Here is a 21,667-nt window from a genome sequence, read left to right as displayed (position 1 = left end):
ATTTGATTATTATTTTTAACAATCTCAAATTTAAACATTTAATTATGTCTTTTAACATACATCTAAAAATAATTAGATCAATTCTTTAAAATACTGCAATAAAATTCTATCGTTATCTAATGTTGGTGTGAAAACTTCCAGAATACTTGGTTTTTCATTTTGATTATAAAAAGTATCCAGTTCCTTTACTAAACTCGTTTCATCATTGGCAATACTATATTCAAAACCATACATTTTAGCCAAATGTTCCGCAGTAAGGCCATGTGATGTTTCAAAGAAAGTATTAAAAACAGGCGTTTCTTCATGTCCAGGCAAAATTCTAAATATCCCGCCGCCGCCGTTATTAATCAAAATTATTTTAAAATTTTTTGGGATGTAATTATTCCACAAAGCATTGCTGTCATATAAAAATCCAATGTCGCCGGTTATGAAAATCGTTTGTTTTTTATTGGCGACAGCTGCACCAATGGCTGTAGAAGTGCTTCCGTCGATTCCACTTGTGCCGCGATTGCAATATACTTCAATCGAAGAATCAATCGCTATTAATTGCGCATAACGAATCGCTGAACTATTACTGATTTGTAGTTGACTATTCTTTGGTAAACTTTGAATTACTTTTTCGAAAACTTTAAAATCTGAAAATTGAATTTTTGCCAAATAGATTTCATGTTTTTGTTTTCGCAAAAGTTTCACCGCTTCTAATTTCTCAAAATAATCGCTTTCTACCACTTCCGTTAAGGGCAAAAAAGCTTCGAAAAAAGTATTTGGATTCACTTCAAAATGTTTCGTCAATGCATTGAAAGTATCATACGCCCTTAAAGTGTCAATATGCCAATGGTGTTTTGGCTTGTATTTTCTCAAAAAAGCCTTGATTCGTTTAGAAACTATCATTCCACCAAAAGTCACCAATATTTCTGGTCGAAAATCCTCAAAATCCTCATTAGTAAAAGGGGTAATTATGGTGTCAATACTGTTTATAAATGAAGGATGATACAAGTTCGACGTAGTTTCGGTCATAACAACTACCGATTCATCTTGAGCCAATGCAGCGATTGTTTTTTCGCTAATCAAGTTGGGTTCATTCACGCCAACTAAAATCATTTTTTTAGTTGCATTGTTCCAAATAGTCGCAAACTCCGAAACGTTTTCTATGGTGCTCAAAGCATTCAAATTTGCAAAACCATTAACCATAACATCTACTGAAAGTTCTGAAACGGTTTCGTATAAAGGTTCTTCAAAAGGTGCATTGATATGAACGGGGCCTTTTTTATGCAATGCAAAATCTATCGCTTCATTTATTTTGAAATCATTTGCTTTTGAAACAACTTCATTTAAATTAGCATTGTATAAAGAATGGTTAATGAACACATTTTCCTGTCGGATGGTTTGTCCGTCACCAATATCGATTTTGCTTTGTGGTCTGTCCGCAGAGATTACGATTAAAGGAATCTGACTGTAAAATGCTTCCGCAAAAGCAGGATAATAATTCAGTAATGCGGAACCCGATGTACAAACTAAAGTCACTGGTTGCAGGTTTTGCTGCGCAATTCCAAGTGCAAAAAAAGCAGCAGCACGTTCGTCAGCAATACTATAACATTGAAAGGCGGGATTACTCACAAAACCTATTGTTAGCGGAGCATTTCGTGAACCTGGGGAAATTATTATGGTGGTGATTCCTTTGGCCAAACAAATTTGAATAATGCTTTGCGCTAAAGGTATTTTGGGGTAAATCATTTGTTTATTTTTCTGATTACAAAGTTACAAACTTGCTCTTGCTTTTCGGCTCATTTCGGTTGATTTTTCTTAATTTTGAAAACAAATAATATAGTACATGAAAATCAAGTTAAGAGACTATCAAACCGAAGACACACAAGAGATATTAGATATTATAAACTATAACATCCTTAATTCTACGGCGCTATATGATTACAAAATAAGAAGCTATGAGCAGCAAAAAACAATATTAGAAGAAAAAATCACTAAAAATTTCCCAGTTATTATAGCTGAATTAGACGGAGTTGTTGTTGGTTTTGGAATGTATAGTGAATTTAGATTCAGAGAAGCCTATAAATTTACCGTTGAACATTCCGTTTATGTAAATGGAGAATATCATGGTAAAGGCATTGGAAAAATTCTGCTGCAAGAATTAATTAAATTGGCAAAAAAACAAGGATTACACACCATGATTGCCGTTATTGACTCAGAAAACCAAAGTAGTATTGAGTTTCATGAAAAATTTGGGTTTAAAACTGTTGGGATTATTAAAGAATCCGGTTTTAAATTTAATCGTTGGTTACATTCTGTGTTTATGCAATTAATTTTAGAATAAAATAAAGCTAATCTCAAAAACAAGATTGTCCAAGAAAACCATTACCGTGTAAAGAATGGTATATTTGCACAATTAAAAATTTCATGGACTATACCTTACTCTCATCTCCTTTACAAGGATTTACCGATTTTCGTTTTAGAAATGCCCAAAACAAATTGTTTGGAGGAATCGACACCTATTACTCTCCTTACATCCGTTTAAACGGAAAGCTTGTCATTAAGCCATCCTATGAACGTGACTTACTTCCTGAAAACAATGTTGGTGTAGAGGTAATTCCACAAGTTATAACAAACGATGCCGATGAGTTTTTATTTGTAGCCAAATATGTTCGAGAATTGGGATACAAAGAATTAAACTGGAATTTAGGATGCCCGTATCCTATGGTTACCAAATTTGGAATTGCAATAAATACGGACTACTTTTACTCTATCAAATTATCAATAATATGGAAAGAGTTTGTATATATGCACGTGTTTCAAGCAATCAAGGTGAAAACCAAGATTATCAATCCCAAATTACCGAGTTAACAAAAATAATCAAACAGCATGGTTATGATGAAGACAATATTGATACATACGCTGAAAAAGTCAGCGGTTACAAAGAAACAGATGACCGCCCCGAACTAGACCGTCTTCTTAAACAACTAGAAAAAGACCCAACTTACTATAAATGTTGTTACATTTCTGAAATCTCTAGGCTTTCACGCAAACCAGCAATTGCAAAAGAATTACTACTCAAGTTTAGTCGAATCAAACTAAACTTATATATAAACTCACAACAAATGTTTACATTCCATCCCGATGGAACTGAAAACAATCTTGTATCAATTATGTTATCAATAGCAATTGAGTTTGCTGATATTGAAGCAAAGCAGATGAAACTACGTATGACACGTGGTAAAATGCAAAGAGTAACACAAGAAGGAAAAGTATCGGGAAACAATCAAGCCTACGGTTACACAAGTGATATAAATAAAAAGTTTGTAATTGATACAACTGAATCAATCATTGTCAAACAAATCTTTGAACTATACAAAAACAATCATGGTACACAAGTTATTGCAAAGATGCTGAATCAACAAGGTACACCAACCCGAAGCAATACAGCAGAACTAAATAACCTGATTAAAAAAGCAAAGAAGGAACATTCAATTTTGAATGACAATACCTTATTTGATGAAGTTAAAGCAAGTGAACAAATCATTCAACGTGGTTACAAAAATCAAAACACACAATGGGATGAACAAGTTGTTAGACAAATACTAATGAATGAAACCTACAAAGGTAAACGTACATTTAAAGATATTACATTTACTTGTCCAGCAATAATTGATGAAGATTTATTTGATGAATGTACTGATATAAGACTAAATAAAAACACAAAGAATATCATCACGACTTATGAATTTTTGCTTAAAGATTTAATGTATTGCGGTTGTTGTGGTCGTAAGTATGTTGCAACATACGGAACGAAAATTAAGGACATGAAAGCGTATAAATGTTATAGTACAAAAGCAAATTTAACTAGTTGTGGAAATAAGAGCCTGAACATTTCATTAGTTGAAAGTATCATTTATAATCAATTGATTAATAGCACTGAAATGCTTAAGTACCTTGATTCACCAAACAACATACTAAAACAAGCAAATCAAGATTTGGAATTATTAGAACAACAATTAATTCTTGAAAATGCTTCACTATCAAACAATGAAAATGAAATCAAAAACCTTATAAACATAACTACAGCATCAACAAATAAATTTATACTTCAACAATTCCAAATAAAAGAACAAACGCTATCATCAGCACGTGAATTGATTGAGGCAAGAATTGAAACACTAAAGAAAAACATACTGGATAAAAAGAAACTGATTAATAATTTTAATGTAGTTGAATTTAGTTCTAATATGATTGAACAAGCAAAAACAAACAGACACGAACTAACAGCCATATTTAAACAGTATATTGATAAGATAATAGTCAACACCATCAACAAGACACACACATTAATAACTATATATTACAGATTAAACGGAAGCATACTATTGCAAACTATTAAAACAATTATCAATGTATCAGCATACCGTGACCCAAAAATAATATCTAATCGAAAAATGGAATATGGTTTAATCATTAATATGAGCAACGACCCAGTTTATAAAGATAATATTCTATTAATACCAACAGAAGATATATTAAACGAGTACAACAATATTGTCGAAAAGTATGATGAACAAATTGAAATGTATCATGGCACAGTCGAAAATGGCATATCGATGTTTGACAAACCTAAACAGATAATTCATCAAGTACCAGCAAAGAATCAAGTACTAATTGAAGATACTTATCCTATTCAAAAATAACCAAGATATTTCTTATAATGATGCTTGAGTTTTAAATTGGTGCGTGTGTGTGAATAAATTCATTTTAAATAAACAATAGCTGATAAAAAAAATATTTAAATAATATTTGCATCAACAAAATCAATTAATTATAAACAACTTAAAAAATAATACTATGACACTACAACAACAAAAAGAAACACTTACAGTTGCAATTACAGAATTTCAAAATTACATTGAAAACGCTGACCACACACAAGAAACAAATCCTGATTTTATTTGTGAAGACATTGTGCCAATCAATAAGAATAAAGATAAATATTACAATGAGCAATACCAGTTTATTTTTGACATTATCAGTACGTTATCAGTATTTGAAAATGAAATCTTAAGCGAAGATGATTTGGACGAAATACTTATGGAGTTGGAAAATTCATTGGAGGAAATCAAAAAGGTTGAAACTAGAAACACCAAAATAGGTGAATTGTATTATGGTGTTTTTTATGGTCAAAATCCAATTGGAATAGTGAATGTTATTGATGATAATGTACTTGTTAACCTATGTGCATTTTTTGAAAAAGAAATCAATTTTATAGCTGTCAGATACGAAAAAAGATGGTATAAGTTAAATTTAAAAGTTGCCAATACAGAAGAGGGTGAAATTGCCAATTATATCAATTCAAATAAAAATGTGGGTATCGTTGATGTTATTGATTATGATTCAATAATAGAAAATCCAGATATTGAAAAGGTTGCAATTGCAAGGGTTTATTTGGATTCTTTGGAAAATCCTGATGAATTGGGTTGGGAAAAATTACAAGGTGCATCCAACTTAAACCAAAGTTTTATTGGAGAGTTAACAAAATAATATTTTATGCGTCCAAACAAATACACAATGTCTGCTAAACCGCAATACTTTCATTACACACCCGAATACAGAATAAAAGAAATTATTGAAAGTGGCGAAATTAAACTTGCTGAACCATCAGTAAAAGCACCAAACGAAAAAGCGTGTGCATGGGTTTCAACTAATCCGTTTTGGGAACATACAGCAACCAAAGGTAAAGCTAACGATAAAGGCGATTACCAGCATTTGACATTCCAAGAACACAAAGATTGGCTTGGATGTGCTAGGATTGAAGTAAAAGCAGTTGGTTTAAATGCTTGGAGTAAAGTAAAACACCTTGCTAATATGGATTTGACATTTGCAAAACAAATGGAAGTTACAGGTGTTCATATGGGCGGTAATCCTTTGGAGTGGTACGGTAGTCTTAAACCAATCAAAAAAGAAAATTGGATTAAAATTGAAGTTTTAAAAGAGGGTCAATGGATTGAATACAACCCAAACAATGACGAAGCAAAAGCGCAAGGACTAACTTTTGTTAGCGTTATTTTACCCGCACCAAACGAGGGTCAAATGGCTTTGTTGCTTTTCACTAAAAACGAACTGGAACAGCTTGTAAATTCGCATAACGAAAACTCTAAAAATAATCTGAACCCTGCTAACGGTTTTTATTCTATGTGGCAAGAATCAGATGCATATCACGATATTGACTTAAACCCGCACAGATTAACAGGTGTACTAACTCAGGAACAATATGATATACTGGTTAAACCAAAGTATGAAGAACTGCAAGCATATCGAAAACAAGCACAAAAATAATAAATACCACATAAGAACAAATAAGGCTATCAATTACGATAGCCTTTTATTTTAAATTTGTCCCGTCCTGAAATAAGTTGAAACAAAATCGACTTGTTTATGAATAATCAAGAAAACAAAAAGGAAAAGCATTATATGAACTCGATAACTCATTACGATTATTAGACCCAGCAGACCCAGTAAAATATGATTTTGCTTTATTTGGGTTAGGTATTTTTGAAGGTTTTTAACAAAACTTATTTTCGTTAAATTTCAATAATCATACGAATACTAATTTATCCAATGTGATTCTCCTAAATATTTCTACATTTATAAAATGATTAGAACCATTATAATTGACGATGAATACAACGCTAGAGAGTTTTTAGAAAAACTTTTAACTCGCTACTTTCCTGATAAATTTCTAATTCTTGATAAATGCGAAAGTGTTGATGAAGCTATTGTTTCTATTGAAAAGTATAATCCAGAATTAGTTTTTCTCGATGTTCAGATGCCAAACAAAAATGGTTTTCAACTTTTTAAAGAGTTGAATAAAGTTCAGTTTGAAGTGATTTTCACTACAGCACATTCGGAATTTGCCATTGATGCTATAAAATGTAGTGCATTGGATTATTTGTTAAAACCTATCAATTATATTGATTTGTTGGAAACCATTAAAAAATATGATGACAAACAAAATAAGGCATCACAAGAAGAAAAATTAAGGTTGCTTTTAGAGAATATTGATACTGGTGGCTCGGAGTTTAACAGGATAGCATTACCAACGGAAAACGGATTTGAGTTGCTTAAGACTAACTCCATTCTTTATTGTGAAGCTGATAGTAATTATTGTAAAATTGTTTGTTTAGATGGTAGAAATCTTGTCTTATCTAAAACTTTAAAATATATTGAAGAACTACTTCCAAGTTCTATTTTTCAAAGAATCCATAAATCCTATTTAGTAAATCTTAATTACGTTACTCGATTTAATAAAACGAATGAACTTCTTGTAGAACTATGCAATGGAGAAACATTACCAGTATCAGTTAGAAAAAAAGAAGATTTTATAAATGCTATTATTCAAAAGAAATAAAATACTGCTTATTGTACTTCTTTTTGTTGAGATAGCTTTTGCTCAACAATTTCCGTCAACCAATTTTTCTACAATTGATGGACTGCCAAATAATAGTATTTATTCCATATACAAAGACAGTCGAGGCATTCTTTGGGTCGGAACAGCAAATGGATTATCAGCTATTCAAAACGGAGGAGTAAAGAATTATTTTACTTCAGACGGATTAGCGCATAATAGTTGTTGGGCTATTGTAGAAGATAGTAATCACAATATGTGGTTTGGCAGTCATCGTGGTGGTTTGACCTTTTATGATGGTAAAAAGTTCAGTGCCATAAATCATAAAAATGGACTTATTCAGGATAAAATAAGGAGATTGTTTATCCAAAAAAATCTTCTTTATGTAGGAACGGAGTTTGGAATTTCTGTCTTAGATATTAAAACGCATAAAATTATTTTTAGCAAGAAAATTGTAGGTTGCAGGAATTTATTTCAAGTTATGGATTTTGTTGAGATAAATTCTAAAATCTATTTTGGGACTTTTAATGATGGTTTTTGGAGAATTGATTTAGCAACAAAAAGTATAAAGCTTATAAATCACAAGCAACCTGATATATTTTCACTTCATAAGAAAAACGATAGTCTGTTTATTTGTCGTGGAGATGGGATTAATAAAGCTATAAGTAAAATTAGCATTAAAGATTACTTAGCGGATAAAGATTCCAATATCAATTTTGGGAGTAGTATTTTCTGGAATTTTGCAACCGATAAAAGAGGTGTCACTTATTTAGCTGCCAATGCAATTAATTTTGCTACTGGAGGAATCTTTAAAACTGTCAACAATAAAATCATCAATCTCAACAATGAGTTCGGAGTTGAAACTTCAGAGGTTTGGAGTCTGTATTACGATTCCCAAACAGATAATCTTTATGTAGGGACAAATAATAAAGGTTTGTATAAGATTGATTTAAAAGAACAAATCAAATATTATCCAGCTTCGTTTTATAAAAAAACAAAATTAAATGTTGTAAGTCTCAAAAATAAGCAAAATCAAAATCTCATTCTACATGATGACGGATTGCTTTTTTTAAAGGGAGAAAAAATCACTAAAGAAATCACGAAATCAATGTTTTGTGATTTTATGCGTAATTGGCTTCGAAGAAATGATGTTTATCAGAATTTTGACCAAAATGTAAATCTTAATGAAAAAAGATTGAAAGATTTGGAATTAAAAGATGTTCAAGTAATTAATTCCGTTATATGGGTAAATTCTACGATTGGATTGTTTGGAATAAACAATGAAGGACTAATAAAGATATATTATCCATTTTCTGTTAGTGCTTTTGGCTTTATAAACTCCAATAAAATAATTTACCAAATAGCTTACGGTAAATTCTATAAGTCAGATGATTATAAAGACAATAAAGGTTTCGAAATATATGAATTAACAGACGAAAATACTCCAAGAGATGTCTTTTCGATTTTGCCTTTAAATGGTAAGCATTATATGTTTTCATCATCTGGAGGATTATATACTTTTCAAAACGATAAACCTTATTCCTATTGCTTTAATAAAATTTGGAACGAGAAAGAACTTGTTCAAGCCAAAATCAATAATAAAAAAGAACTTGTAATTGCAAATTCATTTGGAGATGTTTTTATTATAGATGTTTCAAAAGGATTCAAAATAATCAAGAAAATCGACCGTAAACAATTAATTGGAAATTCAATTTCATTTTTAGAATGTTACAAAGACTGTTTGTTTATTGGGACAGAAAAAGGACTGAATGTCTATAAAAATGGTACAGTTCGTTTAATTGATAAGGAACAAGGATTGGTAGCTAAGACTTTTACTTCTTCAAATATTAATGGGACAGTTTTGACAATGGGAACGCAAGACGGTTATTATGATTTTGATTTTAAAAATTATATTTCTACACAAAACACAGCTCGAAATATTAAAATTACGGGAATAGATGTCAATTTTGAAGCAATCAATCAAAATCATTTTAAATGGTTTGGTTATGATTCTGACCGTATTATACTTCCATATAACAGAAATACAATATCAATAGGCTTCGAACCTCAAAATGCTCAATATCCAAATAAGTTAGAATACCGCTACAGAGTAGTAGGATTAACAAATTCGAATTGGAGCAAATGGACAAAAGATAAAAATGTTAATCTTACCTATTTGCCAAATGGAAACTATAAAATAAGATTAGAGATTAAAGATTTATTTTCTGGAGCAGTATCTTCAAAAGATATTTTGAAGATTCAAATTACACCTCCTTTCTGGAAAACATGGTGGTTTTTGTTAAGTAGTTTTATTTTGATTTGCCTTTGTGTGTACTTGATTTACAGGAATCGTATTCAAAAAATTAAAAGCGAGGAACGTGCAAAATCAGAAGTTCAAAAACGTCTAGCTGAAACCAAAATGGAAGCGTTACAAAGCCAAATGAACCCTCATTTTATCTTTAACGCTATGAATTCTATTCAGAACTATATCATCGATAATAACACCGATGATGCGTTAATGTATATGGGAGAGTTTTCAAAAATAATTCGTCAAACACTTAATAATTCATCGGCTCAACGAATTGCATTGTCCAATGAAATTGAATACTTGCAGTCGTATATTAAACTAGAAAATATGCGTTTTAAAAATCAAGTTGAATTTGAGTTGATTATTGATGAAGAACTGGATTTGTTTGAAACAGAAATTCCTCCAATGCTGATTCAGCCCTTTATCGAAAATGTATTTGTTCATGCCTTTGATTCTCATTCTGTAAATCCAAAATTGGTACTATCATTTACACAAAGTGACAATTACCTCTTTTGTAAAATTATTGATAACGGAAAAGGAATGCAGTCCCGAAATCTAAATAAACTTCATGCTTCAAAAGGAATTGATTTAGCCAAAGAACGAATTACTTTATTTCAAGAGGATAATGAGAATCCAATATCTATTTCTTCAAATCCAAATGAAGGGACTACAGTAGTTTTGAAACTTCAAAATTGACTAATTCTCAACGGTTAATCATAAAATCTTTACGGAAACTAATTCTTTATTTCTTTCTTTTTTGTTAGGTGTATTTTTGAAAAAACATTAACATATAAAACAAAATAAAAATGAAAAAAAAATTTCTACTCTTATCCATTCTTTTAATGACTTTTTTGTCTTGTTCAAAGGATGATTCAGATTCAAATACAAATAATTCCACAAAATCGTCATTAAGCTTTACACTAAATAATGCACAATACGAGCATGATTCCGCAATTTCTGAAATGTATTGGGAAAAAAGGACTACCACATCTACGAATGTCAATGAGTTTATAATAGTTACATCACCAAAAATAAAAGGAGTTCCTTGTGATTTTTTAGAAATACTTAATTTGGAAATTAGAACGACTGATAATGTATTAGCTGTAAATAAAACTTACGATTTATACACAGATAACATGGCTGCATTTATACCGCTAAATGACCCAGCACTCTGTTATAAAGAGGTGAATTTATGGAGCAAAAGTGGAACATCTGGTAAAGTAAAAATAACAAGTTTTGACGGAACAGTTTTAAAAGGAGAATTCAGTATAAGTAATTTAACCAATGACGGTGGATATCCATTGGGCTACTGTAACGGTACTAAAATAGTAGAGAAAATATTCAATATTACAAATGGTACATTTACGGCTGTTCCGTAATTTTTTTATTTTAATATACACAAAGATTTAATAAAAAAAAGAGTGTTACTAATTTAAGTAATGCTCTTTTTTTTGCTTTTACTAGTTTCTTGCAAGGGAAAAAACACCCAAAACTTTAACATTATATAGAAAACAAAACTTCAGAAGTGTTTTCAAAAGTCAAGTAATTCACTTAAAGTTATGTCAAGTCCTTTGCTTATTTCAAGAAGATAGAGATATGTAGGATTGAATTCTCCCGCTTCGACTTTGTGAATAGATTGTTGGTCTTTTAAAATACTCAAACCAAGTTTTGCTTGCGACAATCCACGAGCCGTCCTCAATTGCTTAATACGCAATCCCAACCGCTTTAATTCACAAGTATTATCCATAGCTTCTATTTCAAGCCAATTTGAGGATAATGCTTAATTTTTTTAACATACTATAATATGTTAATTAAAATTTTAAATTATGTTTGTGGAAACTTTAAAACCTAACGTTAAATCGTAGAATCTATACGGTAACTAAATGTAAATTTTTGAGGAGATTTTTTAATGTAGGTTTGATTTGAAATTTTTGAATATGGCAATAATAGATGTAGTTAAGTATCAAGCAGAGGAGAATCAATTTGTTTGGAAATTCCCATCGGTTGATTTACGAATAGGTACACAAATAGTTGTAAACCCAGCCCAACATGCTTTTTTTATTAAGGGAGGAGAAATATTTGATGAGTTTACTAATGGAACTCACACCATAAAAACAGAGAACATCCCTTTACTTAATAAAATAATTAATCTTCCTTTTGGGGACAAATCTCCTTTTCAAGCAGAAATATGGTTTGTTAATTTGCTAACAAAACTAGATAATAAATGGGGAACAACTTCGCCTATATTGTTGGAAGACCCAAAATATGGAATCATTATACCAGTTAGGGCTTTTGGACAATATGGTTTTAAAATTGGTAATCCAAGGGTATTTTTAGAAAATCTAACAGGAAATTTACCGTCTTATTCAGCTGACAAAATTCAAGAGTATTTTAAAGGCAAAATCATTTCATCGCTAACTAGTTTAATATCAAAGAAATTAGTTTTAGATAGTATATCAATTTTAGAAATTAATGTTTACTTGGAAGAATTGTCTTTATACTGTCAAGACAAAATTGCAGAAGAATTTAAACGATTTGGTTTAGAATTAGTTAATTTTTATTTCCTGTCTATTAATGTACCCGAAAATGACAAGAGTATAGAAAAACTAAAAGAAGCTAAAGACCTTGTTGCAAAAGTAAAAATTGCAGGAAAAGAGCTTTATCAAATGGATAGAAGTTTTGATGTTTTAGATAAAGTAGCTCAAAATGAGGGTGGAGTTTCTGGAAATTTAATGGGTGCTGGATTAGGACTAGGGCTTGGTTCAGGACTAGGAAGCCAGATGAACTCCATATCTAGTAACTTAAATACTAATTCCTCTCCACCTCCACCTCCTATCCAATTTCATTTTTTAATTGATAATCAGTCAACTCCAATAAATGATATTAATCTAATAAAAACTATGATTAGTCATGGTGAAATCACTAGACAAACTATGGTTTGGAGACAAGGTATAGACAATTGGAAATTAATAACTGATTTTGATGAATTAAAAATTCTTTTTAGTCAAACACCTCCACCCATCTTGTAAATTATGAATAAACTAATATTTTATTTCGGATTTCTTCTAATTGTCGTTAACTCATTGGTTGGTGTTATTTTATCCTATTATCCTTTTTTAAATTGGATGTCTTCTGATGTTGTAATACTGATTAATACATTGCTGATTTACAATCTAGCAAACAGTCAACTAAGTAGTGGATTCAAGGTAAGCTTATCTATTATTTTCCCCGTTTTAGGTTTTGTATCTTATGTTTTAGCCGTTTTAAGTCCACCTGAAATAAAAAACAACTTATATTTTATCGGTTTTATTATAATCCTTTTTATTGAAATAGCATTTTTTATAATATCGAAAAATATATTCACAATTAATCAAAAAAACTCATGAAAACAGCTGTAGAAAGAATTCAAGAAATTTTATTAGAACTTAATGAAAATCAGCAAATGAATGTAATTTCAGAATGCGCCTCAAAAATTGGAACTGAAAAATGGAAAGAAGAAGTTAAGGAGTTAATAAGAAGAATGGAAGAGTTAAATCGTTAACAAAATAATTTTAAAATTATGAGTGAAATAATTAATTGCAATTCATGCGGTGCTTCAAATCAATTACCTTACGGTAAAAATTCAATGTTTTGTGCGTTTTGCGGGAACTCTATACAAACTATAACAAAAACGAATACGATAAATAATGAAAGTAGTATCAAAACGAAACCTAGTGTATCAAAACGGAAAATAGGACAAGAATTTGAACCGAAATATTCAAAATCTGGCGATTTAAAAAAATATAAAGAAGTAGATACTATTATTGATTATGGTGGTGAACTTTCTTTAATTAATAGAGAAATTAAATCATTAAACGAGGTTTCTTCATGGTTTACAGATAATGAGTTGTCAGAAATAACAAAATTAATTCTAAAGGATAACAAAATAACTAATTTAGAAGGGATAGAGCGTTTTAAATCACTAAAATTTCTTGATTTATCAAATAACGAAATTTTTGAATTACCCGAAAGTGATAGTTTTTTACAAAATATTGCTAAAGTTAATTTGGCAGGCAATCCTATCGAAAAAAAAATTAATGCTAAACAAAAAATATTTTATTCAAACTTCAAATTTTTGTTATTAACCAAAACGAAGGCTGAGTTGATTCATGATTCTTTGGAAAAAACTTTTATACTTAATTATCATAATAAAGAGATTGAGAATTTAGAAGAAATTATTGACTTATACTCGAATGATGAATTATATAAAATTGGAAAAATTAACTTTACAAATAATAGAATAAACACATTAAAAAGTCTTTCTAAATTTAGTTGTAATGAAATTAATTTTGCTAATAATAGTTTAACATTAATAGATGATTTACCTAAATTCAGAAGTGGATTAAGTGGTGCTACACTAAGACTTACTTTTGATAATAATAAAAACTTAAAAGAATTTACCGATAAGGCAATTGAGCGTTTTTATGATGTAAAAATATCCAATGTAACTATACATCTAAGAGGATGTGACAATTTTGATTATAATTCTATGAGTAAAATAAATTTTAACCAAATTTTTAACAAAGCAAATTCTGAACTTACATATTTCACAATTTATGTAAATGAAAATGTAATGATACCCAAAAGCCTTATTCAAATTGGTTTCGTCAAGGAAGATTCATGTTGGGGATTAGGGTTCGGTTATAAAAAAACAGGATGTTTTATTGCAACAGCAACTATGGGTTCTTATGACCATCCTATTGTTATGGAATTAAGAAATTTTAGAGATAATTGGATTTTAGCAAAAAGTTGGGGAGATAATTTTGTTAAATGGTACTATCATTATGGTTCAAAAGTAGCTAAGGTTATTGAAAAAAGTTTTTTATTAAAAAAAATCAGTTACATTTTTATTGTCAAGCCATTAGTTTATTTATCTCGTTTTTTAAAAAATAATTATGAGTAATAAAAAATATGATGCTATATGGGTCAAAGGTTCATTTTTTGAAAGAGGACATTGGAAGTTTGTACCAAGAGCCGATAGCGGAGGTGGTGCGTTAGGAGCAATCCTAGCTGTTGGGGTTGTTATTTTCATTGTATTTTGTTTAATATTAACGCTACCATTATGGATAGCATTACTTGGCTTTTCGATGGTAAAATCCAAAAGATATTATGCGGGAATAGGTTCTGTTTTAGCTTTATTATATTTCTTTATAGATGTTTATAAAAACTGGATTTCTGGTTATTTATTATTTGGATACAATAGTTCGGACGGGGCTTTCAATGAGGGGCTTTTTGGAGAAAAATTTGCAATATATTTCTACATCATTAATGGAGTTGGAACATTATTAGCTTTGATTTTTATTGCAGATTCGGAATTATTTAATGAAACAGAATATTCAATAAATAAAAATCATACACAATCAAACATCAAGAAATTGATAATACTTGGATTTCTACTAATTATAATTGGTTTGGGGTTTTATTCGATTTCTACAAAAAATCATAATGAAATAAATGTTGACAATAAAAGCACTGTAGAGGTAGATACATTAAGCAATAATGTGGAAGAAGTAAACAACGAAAAACAAATAAGTGAGGTTGAATTTGTTTCATCTCTTAATGATACTTTACCAAAGGCTAAATTGAATGTTGAAAAAGTATATTTTTATTTTGAACCAAATATTAATAACAGAACCTCTTATTACTTTAAAAGGGAATCAAAAGGTATGATTATAAACTATAGCAATAGGAAAAATGGTTTTATATATGTTTATAATGACAGTCAAGAGCATAATGGTTGGATGTGGATGCTGGAATCTGATTTTGAATTAATTGATGATGTGGTTTCTGATGAAAATTCAGAATCTAGTGAAGTTAATAACAAAATTTTATTAGGAGGATATTACCATGGAGGTATCATATTTCATTTAGATTATGATAAAAAACATGGTTTGATACGTACAAATACTATAGAAAATGAAGATGGGTTTACATGGGATATGGCTAAACAATCAAGTGAAGAGTATATTAATGATGGGTTTGATGATTGGTATTTACCAGAATCAGAAGAATTAGAAATGATTTTTGCTAATAAAAATGATAATCTATTAAAGGATGGTAAATACTGGTGTTTATTAGATGGTTCTAAAAATGGTAATTTTTTGGGTTACACATCATCAGATAATTCATTTTGGACGACTTCAAGAGATTATAGGGTTCCAATGGCAATTTTTATAAGTAAGTTTTAATTATCAATGTTTCCCAAAAAAATATTTTTGATAATTAGTCCTTTAAAATAATATTTTGCAAAAAATCTGAAAAAAAAATTTGGCGAACACCATCGTACCCCCACTTTGAACGATATACCACCCCCTCCCCCCAGGGGAAGTAACTGGAGGGGGTAGTGAATTCAAATGATTGAAAGATTCAACATCAAATCTTTTACCTTTTTTACGGTGTTTGGCGATACATTATAACCTTTGCTTTTATCGCTTGCCAGTTTTGCCATGTCTCTAAGTGACATTGTAGTATTTGATTTTATAACCTTAACAACTCTATTGTGTTTTGCTAGTGTTTCTTCTGGTGAATCATTTGTTCCAGCTAATCTCCCTTTATAAACTCCACGAAGACGACCTTGTGCAATACCCTCTTTTTGTCTTTCAAGAAGAGAAGATTTTTCCAAACTTGAAAGCTCCGAAAGGATTGTAGTAATTAAGTTAAAAACTGGATTTGCTTTACCGTTAATCATAGATTCAAGACCTAAATTATCAATTTTAACGATTACCCCCATATCAAAGAAAAATTTAAGTGTCTGTAAAACATTGATAGTTGACCTTCCCGCTCTATCGATTGCATGGAATGAAACGTAATTCACTTCTCCAGCCTCAATTGCTTCAGTAAGTTTTTTTCCAGCTGGTCTTTCTGCAAATGGAATTGAACCGCTTATAGTATCAATAAATAATATTTCATCTGGATGGGCTTTAGCCAGCTGGCGCAGGTTAGATTGTTGAGCCGTACTTTGGCGAATGTATCTAGCTTTTTTCATAATTGGATTATTTAGTGTGAAATTTGGAAAAAGTGTGCATTTTTAGGATGGTGTATTTTGCACAGTTTATTTAGTTGATATTAGTGAGTAATAAATTTTTATAATGTGAACTGTATGACTATAACCTAATTTTGCACAGGATTGAAAGCTATTTGCCTTCAATCCAATCCAGAATATCTACAAGCATATCGCAATACACATCATTTACTTCTTTTATGATTTCTCCTTTTTTACTGATGAATGATATAGTATAAGTATCAATCCATTTTAATTGGATTCTAACAGTTCCTTTGTGTTTGAAACCTGAACATTGGAATTGTAGCCCTCCTTGATATTCCTTAGATTCTGGTAATGCCATAAAGTTTGAAGAACCATAAGCCATTAAAGCCCATTTGTCCGCAAATTTAATTTGTTCAATGATTGTTTTAGCGATTTCCATATTGTTTAGGTTGTAAAGTAATACTTGATTAATATACTACAAAGTAAAGTAATATTTGATTATAAAACAAGTTTTGTTTGATATTTCATTAAATAAATTAAGTCTTACTTGATTTATTTTCTATATTTGTAAAAAATATTAAAATGGCTGTACTACGATTAAAGGAAATAATGGCATTAAAGGGAATGTCAAGGGATGAACTATCTTCAAGAGTTGATGTGTCACCAACAACTATATCAAATATCTCAAGGGAAAAGAATTTACCAACGATTCAACTCTTATTAAAGATAGCTGAAGCTCTCGATGTTGATATTAGGGAATTGTTTATTCCAACCAGAGGAACTTCTATAACTCAATTGGAAGTGGATGAAGCTAAGGTATTAATTGAAAAAGGACTTGGTATTTTAAAAGGAAAAATGTAAGTATTAAAAATTATCAGATATTTATAATTAAAGCACTTTATGGAAAATATTAAAATTGGTAAAAGAGAACTAATAATTGAAAAATTTCAATTTGAACACACCTATAGTGGTCTAATAATTGGGTCACCAAACGAAGTTATTAATACCAAAATCTTGTCTGATTACATAAATTCATTAACAAAAGGTCATCGTAAATCTATTTTTCATTTTACTAGTAATGACTACGTTTCAAAAGACACATTAAAACCAGTCATTTATTCTGCATTTTTAGAATCGGACTCAATTGATGATACCGAAAATCAATATGATGGTAGCAGACTAGTTGTAAGTTGGTTTGGTGAAGAACAAATTGAGAAATCAGTTAAACAAATTATTCAGGAAGGGTTAGCAGGTTTTAAATATGACAAACTCGCTGAAAATTTCAACTTTTAAAGAAATAAATGTACACAGTTGTGTCCGTTATAAGTTTGTTTTCTATTCAAAAATTTTACCACTGGTTAATACTGAAAGTTTAATAAGGAATGATTTGAAATTCGATGGGTATTCTTCTAGTCCATTTGAGTAAATATAGAACTTGCAGTACCACCCTTCTTTTATTTCTAAATTTTGGTAGGAGAGTTCAGGAACTAATGCTGGCAAAACATTTTTAATTGAATAACTACCTTTCAATTCTGGAGTGTAATTATTTATATAATTTCAAACATACTTTTTCGCTCCCTTCTGAATTTAATAGAAATTGATGCATGTGCCACGGATTAGGTTTGACTTCATCTGAATATAAACAGCAGTTAATCATTTCTGACGTTTGTAACTCTATACAAATTGCATTTATCTCTAAATTATAGCATTCAGAATAAATGGAATGAGCTGTGAAGATTTGGCAAGTAAAGCTGGAGTGTCAATAACTACAATAAGTAATATTAACTCGGAAAAGAATTTACCTATAATACATTTGTTACTTCAAATAGCAGAAGCCTTAAATGTTGACATTCGAGAAATGTTTGTACCAACTAAAGAAACATCAGTTTCTCAAATGGAAATTGAAGAAGCTAAAGAACTACTGGTAATGAGTCTTAAAATATTAGAGGGTAAAAAATAAAGAATCATTCTATATATATTTAATAATTTGTAAGATTATTTTTTTTATTTTTGAAAGGAAGATATCCATACAAACTTTCACATATTTACATGTTTTTAGGTCTATACAACTTAAAGAGTCGCATTAATTAACCAGTTGTGTGTAATTATACCAATCAAAACTTCGATGCTTAAACTGAATAAAAATCTGAATAAAAGAAAAACTCAACTGACTGGAAGATTTAAACTCCCTTTTTCTTTAAATGGAGCTTTAGAAAATCAACCAAAATGGGTAAATGAAAAAGATACTGAAGAAGTAGAGAATTTAATCGGACATTTATTTATTAAATATCTTCGAGAAGTGGAAAAAAGAAAAGTTCTTTACTTTTCCCATAATGCAAAGGACGACCATAAAAATCCAGATTTATTAATCCATTTAGATGGTAAAGTTTACGGAATACAAGTAACTCAATTTGTATTACGTGAATATTTGTCGAGGTTTAACCAAGCAAAAAGAATTTGCGAGAAACTTTCCAAATTTATTAGTGACACCTATGAGCCACCAATAAAGATTAATATTCAAATTAGTACACCTTGGGATAGTGATGAAGTCCCCAAATCTCCAACAAAAAAATACAAAAAATTAGCGAAAGAAATTGCAAATAAAATCTCTGAAAACATTGAAGTGTTAACTTCAAAAAATGAATATTTGAATTTTTATCTAAATAAAACTGAATTTAAAGAAATTGCAGAAGATTTCAACTTATACCCTATTCCTCAAGATAATAAATCAAATTTCTTTGGAAACAATAACGTGTATATAGATTATGGATTTGATGATATCTTAATTTGTGAGGAAGACATTAACGAAACAGCAGAAAAAGTTTATAACGACAAGAATAATGGAAATTCGGAAATCCTAATTATTTGGGGAGATGAAAGACAATTTATGAATACCGAGAAATACATAATTAAAGCATTAACAGAGAAATTTGATAATACAACTTTTGAATCAATCTATTTTATCTCGTTTGTAAATTTTATGGCAGTTCAAGACAGAGTGATAAGTGTGAATAAAATTAAATAACTATACACGACAGTAGTTTGTAGAGATTACGATTTTAAACTTAACTTAAAGATAATTTTGTACTTGAAAATTTGGGGCTAATGGAAAAATCTCGCATCTTTAACCCCAAATCTTACGTAAGTTGCAATGCAAAATGAAGAACAAAACGACTAGAAATATAGCTTATCATATCATTGAGCTTCCAGAAGTTGCTTTACGCTCACCAACACAATTGGAAAGCTTACCATTTCCTTATGTTCATTATCCTGAACATTACGGAACATTTATTTCTTTTTCTGAAAAACGAAATAGTCAACAATATCTTTGTTCGTGTACGGAACAAGCAGTAATAAATTATTTTGAATTATCAGAATCTCTTTCAGACGACAAAAAAGAAATTACCCACACTCCTTGGCAAGTACCATTCCCAAATTCATTAAAAAACAAAATAAAACCTAAAAGTTACATTAATGATATTTTTAAATTTCTTCCAAAACTTTGTCACCGTTGTAATATGGCAACACCAACTTTAAGATGGTGTCACGAAATGTATGGAGGCAACTTTAAACAATATTATGGTTGGTATATCCAATTAGCATCCTTAAAACTTGGTTTTAATAATTTTAAGTTTATTGATAATGTTTGCCCTCCTGAAATTATTGAAAAACTAAAACTTTCAAAAAAATTGATTGCTGACAATCCTACTTTTAATAATGAAGAGGAAAGAGAATTAGCAATTAAATATTCTAAAGAATTAAAAAGATTACCTGAAAACACTACAAGGACAGAATTTGGATTTAGAAAAATTGGAGAAGGTTGGGTTAGCGAAACAATTTTATTTCACTTAGTGTCTAATGTTTTTCCTTTGTGTATAATAGAACGGAACATAAGACCCGATTGGCTTGAAAATTTAGAATTGGATATTTTTTTGCCCGAAAAAAAAATCGCTTTTGAGTATCAAGGACAACAGCATTTTTACCCAATAAAAGCTTGGGGAGGAGATAAAGCCTTTGAGAACATGCAAAAGCGGGATGAAAGGAAAAGACAACTTTGCTCACAACTCGGTATTACATTAATAGAAATTAATTATACCGAACCATTAACACTTGACTATTTGAGTAAAAAAATAAAAATGCACAGCAACTAACAACTACACTAGATTTGGGCTTGAGGTTAAATTTAAGATGGTTTAGTACTTATAAAATTTAGGTATAATGGAATAAACTCGCTTCTTTAATACTAAATGATAAGTAGTATTAGAAGGTTGACGTTTACGTTAAACAGAATAACCATGAATATTTTCTATGATTTAGATGAAGATAATTTACTCCCAAAAAATCTGATAGAAGAATATTGGCAAAATACTTCTGGAAAATTCACATACCATGTCCAAGATTTAGCGGAAAAATATAAAAGAACACCAAAAGAAATAAGTTCTTCAATATCAAATATTTATTCCTATATTGATTATGGAAAGTGCAATGCTTGTGACAAGAAAAATATAGAAACGGTAAGGAATAGAACAAGAGCAGGACAAATAATTTCTAACGAATACTATCACCACTTTTGTAGTTCCTGTCGAGAAAAAGCCAATTATTTTTGCAGAAATCTATCAGAAGAAGATAAAAAAATTGTTTGGATGAAATTAGCTTTCAAATATAAGTTGTGGTTGAGTTTAGATAAGGACGAGTTAAATTTTTTAAAGGCAATTTATTATCTTAAATCTTGGAATAGAATCTATCACGAACTTATTTTACTTGACCCATCTAATATTTTCAAAATACTTTTTAAACTAGACAGTATGAATTTAATTTATTACAATAAAAATGACATGACTGGTCAAATAAGCATTAAAATGATAAAAGATTTGCAAGACCTCATTGAGCAAAAACTGATATAAAAACTTGTTAACATCCGTACACTGGATTT

Annotated in this window: 21 protein-coding genes and 2 pseudogenes; 19 read left to right on the top strand and 4 right to left on the bottom strand. The window is 29.9% G+C overall.

The annotated features are described in order from the left end of the window. Positions 1 to 72 precede the first annotated feature (72 nt). Positions 73 to 1,734, bottom strand: a complete 1,662-nt coding sequence (gene menD, locus ACM55H_RS13225; protein ID WP_416836931.1) for a 2-succinyl-5-enolpyruvyl-6-hydroxy-3-cyclohexene-1-carboxylic-acid synthase — start codon at positions 1,732 to 1,734, stop codon at positions 73 to 75. 97 nt (positions 1,735 to 1,831) lie between these two features. Between menD and ACM55H_RS13220 the strand changes: the two genes are divergently transcribed. The 9 genes and pseudogenes from ACM55H_RS13220 (at position 1,832) to ACM55H_RS13180 (ending at position 11,089) form a co-directional block, all read left to right on the top strand. Next, a complete protein-coding gene (locus tag ACM55H_RS13220; protein ID WP_416836930.1) occupies positions 1,832 to 2,329 on the top strand; it encodes a GNAT family N-acetyltransferase in 498 nt (165 codons plus the stop codon). Between the two features lie 83 nt (positions 2,330 to 2,412). Continuing rightward, positions 2,413 to 2,730 (top strand): annotated as a pseudogene (locus ACM55H_RS13215) (tRNA-dihydrouridine synthase); the annotation flags it as partial. A 44-nt stretch (positions 2,731 to 2,774) separates the two neighbouring features. Further along, the gene (locus ACM55H_RS13210) at positions 2,775 to 4,691 is read left to right on the top strand and encodes a recombinase family protein (RefSeq protein ID WP_416836929.1); all 1,917 of its coding nucleotides are present in this window, start codon (positions 2,775 to 2,777) and stop codon (positions 4,689 to 4,691) included. Between the two features lie 154 nt (positions 4,692 to 4,845). Further along, complete coding sequence (locus ACM55H_RS13205; protein ID WP_416836928.1) at positions 4,846 to 5,538, top strand: hypothetical protein; 693 nt, start codon at positions 4,846 to 4,848, stop codon at positions 5,536 to 5,538. A 6-nt stretch (positions 5,539 to 5,544) separates the two neighbouring features. After that, on the top strand, positions 5,545 to 6,333 hold the full coding sequence (locus ACM55H_RS13200; protein ID WP_416836927.1) for a hypothetical protein: 789 nt from the start codon (positions 5,545 to 5,547) through the stop codon (positions 6,331 to 6,333). A 110-nt stretch (positions 6,334 to 6,443) separates the two neighbouring features. Continuing rightward, positions 6,444 to 6,563, top strand: a pseudogene (locus tag ACM55H_RS13195) (DUF2400 family protein); the annotation flags it as partial. Positions 6,564 to 6,649: 86 nt separating this feature from the next. Further along, positions 6,650 to 7,405 carry a LytR/AlgR family response regulator transcription factor gene (locus ACM55H_RS13190; RefSeq protein WP_416836926.1) on the top strand — a complete coding sequence of 252 codons (756 nt, stop codon included), beginning with the start codon at positions 6,650 to 6,652 and terminating at the stop codon, positions 7,403 to 7,405. Beyond that, entirely contained in the window at positions 7,383 to 10,406 is a 3,024-nt protein-coding gene (locus tag ACM55H_RS13185; protein WP_416836925.1) for a sensor histidine kinase, read from the top strand. The genes ACM55H_RS13190 and ACM55H_RS13185 overlap by 23 nt, the downstream gene beginning before the upstream one ends. Before the next feature lie 110 nt (positions 10,407 to 10,516). Then, positions 10,517 to 11,089: a hypothetical protein gene (locus ACM55H_RS13180; RefSeq protein ID WP_416836924.1), complete on the top strand. Its 573-nt coding sequence runs from the start codon at positions 10,517 to 10,519 to the stop codon at positions 11,087 to 11,089. Positions 11,090 to 11,241: 152 nt separating this feature from the next. Here the strand turns inward: ACM55H_RS13180 and ACM55H_RS13175 are convergent, their stop codons facing one another. After that, on the bottom strand, positions 11,242 to 11,457 hold the full coding sequence (locus ACM55H_RS13175; protein ID WP_315193446.1) for a helix-turn-helix transcriptional regulator: 216 nt from the start codon (positions 11,455 to 11,457) through the stop codon (positions 11,242 to 11,244). A gap of 190 nt (positions 11,458 to 11,647) precedes the next feature. Between ACM55H_RS13175 and ACM55H_RS13170 the strand changes: the two genes are divergently transcribed. From ACM55H_RS13170 to ACM55H_RS13155, 4 genes are all read left to right on the top strand, one after another. After that, on the top strand, positions 11,648 to 12,739 hold the full coding sequence (locus ACM55H_RS13170) for an SPFH domain-containing protein (RefSeq protein WP_416836923.1): 1,092 nt from the start codon (positions 11,648 to 11,650) through the stop codon (positions 12,737 to 12,739). A gap of 353 nt (positions 12,740 to 13,092) precedes the next feature. Then, positions 13,093 to 13,251 (top strand): hypothetical protein, encoded by a 159-nt coding sequence (locus ACM55H_RS13165; protein ID WP_416836922.1) that lies wholly within the window; start codon positions 13,093 to 13,095, stop codon positions 13,249 to 13,251. Between the two features lie 18 nt (positions 13,252 to 13,269). After that, positions 13,270 to 14,652 carry a CFI-box-CTERM domain-containing protein gene (locus ACM55H_RS13160; protein WP_416836921.1) on the top strand — a complete coding sequence of 461 codons (1,383 nt, stop codon included), beginning with the start codon at positions 13,270 to 13,272 and terminating at the stop codon, positions 14,650 to 14,652. Next, the gene (locus ACM55H_RS13155; protein ID WP_416836920.1) at positions 14,645 to 15,937 is read left to right on the top strand and encodes a hypothetical protein; all 1,293 of its coding nucleotides are present in this window, start codon (positions 14,645 to 14,647) and stop codon (positions 15,935 to 15,937) included. The genes ACM55H_RS13160 and ACM55H_RS13155 overlap by 8 nt, the downstream gene beginning before the upstream one ends. 161 nt (positions 15,938 to 16,098) lie before the next feature. On the opposite strand, the gene ACM55H_RS13150 is transcribed toward ACM55H_RS13155, so the two are convergent. Together ACM55H_RS13150 and ACM55H_RS13145 are read right to left on the bottom strand one after the other, a co-directional pair. Further along, on the bottom strand, positions 16,099 to 16,734 hold the full coding sequence (locus tag ACM55H_RS13150; RefSeq protein ID WP_416836919.1) for a recombinase family protein: 636 nt from the start codon (positions 16,732 to 16,734) through the stop codon (positions 16,099 to 16,101). 148 nt (positions 16,735 to 16,882) lie between these two features. Then, positions 16,883 to 17,173 carry a hypothetical protein gene (locus ACM55H_RS13145; RefSeq protein WP_416836918.1) on the bottom strand — a complete coding sequence of 97 codons (291 nt, stop codon included), beginning with the start codon at positions 17,171 to 17,173 and terminating at the stop codon, positions 16,883 to 16,885. A gap of 143 nt (positions 17,174 to 17,316) precedes the next feature. On the opposite strand from ACM55H_RS13145, the gene ACM55H_RS13140 reads away from it, so the two are divergent. From ACM55H_RS13140 to ACM55H_RS13115, 6 genes are all read left to right on the top strand, one after another. Beyond that, on the top strand, positions 17,317 to 17,595 hold the full coding sequence (locus ACM55H_RS13140) for a helix-turn-helix transcriptional regulator (RefSeq protein WP_416836917.1): 279 nt from the start codon (positions 17,317 to 17,319) through the stop codon (positions 17,593 to 17,595). A 39-nt stretch (positions 17,596 to 17,634) separates the two neighbouring features. Continuing rightward, positions 17,635 to 18,027 (top strand): hypothetical protein, encoded by a 393-nt coding sequence (locus ACM55H_RS13135; RefSeq protein WP_416836916.1) that lies wholly within the window; start codon positions 17,635 to 17,637, stop codon positions 18,025 to 18,027. A 430-nt stretch (positions 18,028 to 18,457) separates the two neighbouring features. Continuing rightward, positions 18,458 to 18,694 carry a helix-turn-helix domain-containing protein gene (locus tag ACM55H_RS13130; RefSeq protein WP_416836915.1) on the top strand — a complete coding sequence of 79 codons (237 nt, stop codon included), beginning with the start codon at positions 18,458 to 18,460 and terminating at the stop codon, positions 18,692 to 18,694. 165 nt (positions 18,695 to 18,859) lie between these two features. Next, positions 18,860 to 19,759 (top strand): hypothetical protein, encoded by a 900-nt coding sequence (locus ACM55H_RS13125; RefSeq protein ID WP_416836914.1) that lies wholly within the window; start codon positions 18,860 to 18,862, stop codon positions 19,757 to 19,759. A gap of 133 nt (positions 19,760 to 19,892) precedes the next feature. Beyond that, the gene (locus tag ACM55H_RS13120) at positions 19,893 to 20,885 is read left to right on the top strand and encodes a PDDEXK family nuclease (RefSeq protein WP_416836913.1); all 993 of its coding nucleotides are present in this window, start codon (positions 19,893 to 19,895) and stop codon (positions 20,883 to 20,885) included. A gap of 144 nt (positions 20,886 to 21,029) precedes the next feature. Then, positions 21,030 to 21,638: a hypothetical protein gene (locus ACM55H_RS13115; RefSeq protein WP_416836912.1), complete on the top strand. Its 609-nt coding sequence runs from the start codon at positions 21,030 to 21,032 to the stop codon at positions 21,636 to 21,638. Positions 21,639 to 21,667 lie beyond the last annotated feature (29 nt).

This window comes from Flavobacterium cryoconiti (assembly GCF_048158645.1).
Classification (GTDB): Bacteria; Bacteroidota; Bacteroidia; order Flavobacteriales; family Flavobacteriaceae; genus Flavobacterium; species Flavobacterium cryoconiti.
The sequence above is the reverse complement of the archived record's forward strand: the minus strand, read 5'-3'. Positions and strand labels throughout refer to the sequence as shown.